At 37.5% G+C, this 629-nt stretch carries 1 protein-coding gene; it reads left to right on the forward strand.

Annotation, left to right across the window (positions count from 1 at the left end; all coding sequences use genetic code 11):
* Positions 1-125: 125 nt before the first annotated feature.
* Positions 126-629: AAA family ATPase (locus tag AO58_RS17445; RefSeq protein ID WP_035718039.1), on the forward strand; the 504-nt coding region annotated here is incomplete at its 3' end.

A 629-nucleotide genomic window follows, 5' to 3' on the forward strand; every position in this document is an offset into this window, starting at 1 on the left:
TCAAACCTAACGAAGTGGTTCATCGATTCAAATAAAAAAGAAAAAAAATCAGAGATAAGTCGGGTTGCGGGGTTTCGTCTTCAAATCAACCTTGATTTATAATTTAGTTATTAAAAAATAATTTCGTGCTTTCAAGAATTTTCATTCAGAATTTTGCGTTAATCGACAAACTTGAGATCGACCTCAAGAAAGGTCTGCAGGTCATCACAGGAGAAACCGGTGCGGGAAAATCCATCATTCTTGGTGCGCTTCGTCTCATAATGGGTGAAAGAGCCGATGTGAAATCCTTCGCAAAATCTGACGTCAAAAGCATCGTAGAAACCGAGTTCCTAATCACAGAAAATTTCAAAGATTTTTTTGAAGAGAAGGATTTGGATTTTGAAACCCAAACCATCATCCGAAGAGAGATTTCGTCCGGCGGAAAGTCGAGAGCTTTCATCAATGATGTTCCTGTGACCTTGGATGTTTTGAAGGAATTATCTTCAAGATTGATCGATATCCATTCCCAATTCGAAACGTCTGACCTTTTCACCGAGCAATTTCAATTTGGAATTTTGGACGGATTAGCAAAGAATAAAAGCTTGTTGTCTGATTATCAAAACCATTACATTGGTTATCAAACCACTAAA

Origin of the sequence: Flavobacterium succinicans LMG 10402 (assembly GCF_000611675.1) — a bacterium.
GTDB lineage: Bacteria > Bacteroidota > Bacteroidia > Flavobacteriales > Flavobacteriaceae > Flavobacterium > Flavobacterium succinicans.